Consider the following 3,173-nt stretch of genomic DNA (forward strand, 5'->3'; position numbering starts at 1 on the left):
ATCATGTTCTTCACGTAGTCAGCGTGACCTGGGCAGTCAACGTGAGCGTAGTGACGAATCTTCGAGTTGTACTCGACGTGTGCGGTGTTGATGGTGATACCACGAGCTTTTTCTTCTGGTGCGCTGTCGATTTTATCGAAATCAACGATAGCCGAACCGAAAACCTCGGAGCAAACACGAGTCAGAGCAGCAGTCAGAGTGGTTTTACCATGGTCAACGTGACCAATAGTACCAACGTTGACGTGCGGCAGCGAACGATCGAACTTTTCCTTAGCCATCGAAACAACCCCCAACAGAAGAATTGAACAAACAATATCAACCATTAAAACAAAGGCAGATATTTTCATATCTGCCTTGTTATATGGAGCTCTTGAGCGGATTTGAACCGCTGACCTCACCCTTACCAAGGGTGTGCTCTACCAACTGAGCTACAAGAGCGTAACACTTTGCAGGACCTGCAAACTTGGAGCGGGTAGCGGGAATCGAACCCGCATCATCAGCTTGGAAGGCTGAGGTTCTACCACTAAACTATACCCGCGGAGCTTGCAGCTCTCGCTAAAAATGGTGGAGGGGGAAGGATTCGAACCTTCGAAGTCGTAGACGTCAGATTTACAGTCTGATCCCTTTGGCCGCTCGGGAACCCCTCCTAAGCGAGCCGGCATTCTACATCATGCCAGCCTTCTGTCAAGCATTTTTCTCATTAAAAACCTGAGCTTAGCTGCGTTGACATCGCTTTCGCACCGTTGACTGTTAAAGGTCTTCACTGCGAAGCGGGCGCCATTCTATTCAAACTATTCAGCCGGCGCAACCCCCTCGCACGGCATTATTTTATGTTTTAACTCATTGAATTCTTTAGAAAGGTTCATCAGCTGCAAATCATCCAGCAAACGCTGGCTTTCGGGCGCTACGCGCAGCCAATAACCCGATGATTCGGGGGTGGCTTTCGGCAGAGACTGAAACTTGACTCCGATCTCACCGAGTCGTCGCCCAGCCGCCAAAGCGGACTCCTGACGGACAAAGCCCCCCAAATAGAGACAGCCATTTCCCGCAACTGCGGACCTTCCCTTGTCACGGCTCGCATCAGCTGCCTCGCTGAGCAAGCGAATATCCTGTTGCGCCCCCCGGTACAAGCTCAAAGGCGTTACATCTTTCGCCCGTAGCGGGGCCTCTTGTTGATGCCAAATGTAATAAAAGACGTTGAGAACGAGCAGCAACAGAAACAACCAACGCATAAAAACCTCAGGACAATGGACACGCCATCGCTAAACCCACAAAAATCAGATCTGGAACCAGCCTGGCCTCAGGCACGATCCCGGAGACCAGAGTCGCATCCCCCCCAGTGAGGAATACAGCAAAGTCATTCCCCCAATAACTACGCGCCAGCTCCAACTGAGTCAGGACAAACCCTCTCAACATAAGAGAGCATCCGCGCTCAACTGCTTCGACGGTTGTACGACCAGGAGCGAGACTCTCCAGAGCGCGCTCGGCAGCCAGATCACCGTATCGGATTCTGCGGGTATGGGTTCGCAGCTGGTTGCGCATCAACGGCATTCCAGGGCAAATAAAGCCGCCAAGGTGCTCCCCATCCTGCGCAATGAAGTCAGCAGTCACCGCCGTACCAAAATCAAGCACCAGACACGCACCAGAAGCCAGATGGTACCCTCCGAGCATCGCAAGCCAGCGATCGAGCCCCAGCCGCTCAAACTCGGTGTATCCGTTGCGCACTCCAGCCATTTCGCGAGCAGGTGTCGCACATACCACGGCCACACCGAAAGCTTGCGTCAATATAGAGGTTAAAGCGGCAGTTTCTTCGGCTGTTCTGACGCTAACCAACCGACAATGCTTGAGAGCGAGCCCACCAAGCCCGCTCAACCCCTCCAACAAAGCGTCATCCGAATCAACCACGCCCTCGCTAAACACCCGCCTGAGATCAGCACAGAGCACACGCCACTTGATAAAACTATTTCCACAGTCGAGCTCAAGAATCATCGCGCAACCTCAGACTGAGCTCACCGCCACTAAAGACTTTTTCAACGCCATTCACTTTCAAGCGCAAAGCCCCCTGACTGTCGATACCCAATACCTCACCATCTACGTGGCTTACGCCGGCAATCAGAGACACTGCCCGCCCCTGCCATAGGTGGTGGTGCTCCCACTCTGACTGGATCGACGAAAATCCGTCGAGCTGGTGCCGAGCAAGGTATACCTGGAGCATCGAGCCCAACTCCGAAACCAGGCAATTGCGATCAAACACCTTGCCCGACTCCAGACGCATTGACGTCCACAATTGATCAACCTCATCCGCAATCTGCATGTTGACGTTAATCCCAACACCCAACACCACGTGACATACATCCGCCGGATCACCCACCAACTCAAGCAATATCCCGGCGATCTTTTTCTGCCCCACCAAAACATCGTTGGGCCATTTTAATCCGACCCCTGGAACACCGAGCGCTCGCAAGGCCTGCATGACCGCAAGACCGACAACAAGGCTCAACCCTTCCAGTTGCCGCATTCCRCCGTCAATACGCAATACCAGACTGTAATAGATGTTTTCCGCAAAAGGACTGACCCATTTGCGGCCACGCCGCCCGCGGCCAGCCGTCTGACGCTCGGCAAGTACCAAAAATGGCGCAGCTTGGCCACGCTCAATAGCCCGCAAGGCCTCAGCGTTAGTGGAGTCTATTGAATCGAAGATCAAAATTGGCCAGTCACACGTGGGCGCGTTGTTTTTTATGGCGACAGGATCAAGCAACGTCAGCGGTGCCGCCAGCTGATATCCGCGACCGCGCACCTTATGAATTGACAAGCCGAGCTCAGCCTCTAAATGCTGAAGCTGCTTCCACACCGCACTACGACTGACACCCAGGGCCGCACCGAGGGCTTGGCCCGAATGGAACCGTCCATCCTTAAGAAGCTTTAACAACGTCAGCATGCAGGTCTCGCCTCACAATGAGGCCCGCATGATAGCCATGCCCCGAGCCGTTGCATAGACACCCGACAAGACGGATTTCCTGCGGACAAAACAAAACCCCTACCTGCATACGCAGATAGGGGTTTCGGAATTTAAACTTGACGATGACCTACTCTCACATGGGGAAACCCCACACTACCATCGGCGATGCATCGTTTCACTGCTGAGTTCGGGWTGGGATCAGGTGGTTCCAATG

4 protein-coding genes, 3 tRNA genes and 1 rRNA gene are annotated in these 3,173 nt (G+C 53.5%); all 8 read right to left on the minus strand.

Going from position 1 to position 3,173, the window contains the following annotated elements:
* Positions 1-278, minus strand: a 278-nt coding sequence (locus tag AC1DSG_RS29545; RefSeq protein ID WP_477794037.1) for a GTP-binding protein, incomplete at its 3' end; no start/stop codon positions are given.
* Between the two features lie 84 nt (positions 279-362).
* Positions 363-438: transfer RNA gene (locus tag AC1DSG_RS29550), tRNA-Thr, on the minus strand.
* A 26-nt stretch (positions 439-464) separates the two neighbouring features.
* A tRNA-Gly gene (locus AC1DSG_RS29555) sits at positions 465-538 on the minus strand.
* Positions 539-562: 24 nt separating this feature from the next.
* Positions 563-647 (minus strand) — tRNA-Tyr (locus tag AC1DSG_RS29560).
* Between the two features lie 144 nt (positions 648-791).
* Entirely contained in the window at positions 792-1,232 is a 441-nt protein-coding gene (locus AC1DSG_RS29565) for a hypothetical protein (protein WP_477794034.1), read from the minus strand.
* Between the two features lie 7 nt (positions 1,233-1,239).
* Positions 1,240-1,989 (minus strand): pantothenate kinase, encoded by a 750-nt coding sequence (locus tag AC1DSG_RS29570; protein ID WP_477794035.1) that lies wholly within the window; start codon positions 1,987-1,989, stop codon positions 1,240-1,242.
* Positions 1,979-2,938 carry a bifunctional biotin--[acetyl-CoA-carboxylase] ligase/biotin operon repressor BirA gene (birA, locus tag AC1DSG_RS29575; RefSeq protein WP_477794036.1) on the minus strand — a complete coding sequence of 320 codons (960 nt, stop codon included), beginning with the start codon at positions 2,936-2,938 and terminating at the stop codon, positions 1,979-1,981. Before birA ends, AC1DSG_RS29570 begins: the two co-directional genes overlap by 11 nt.
* A gap of 135 nt (positions 2,939-3,073) precedes the next feature.
* A 5S ribosomal RNA gene (rrf, locus tag AC1DSG_RS29580) occupies positions 3,074-3,173 on the minus strand; the annotation flags it as partial.

The organism is Pseudomonas sp. P5_A12, assembly GCF_056400685.1.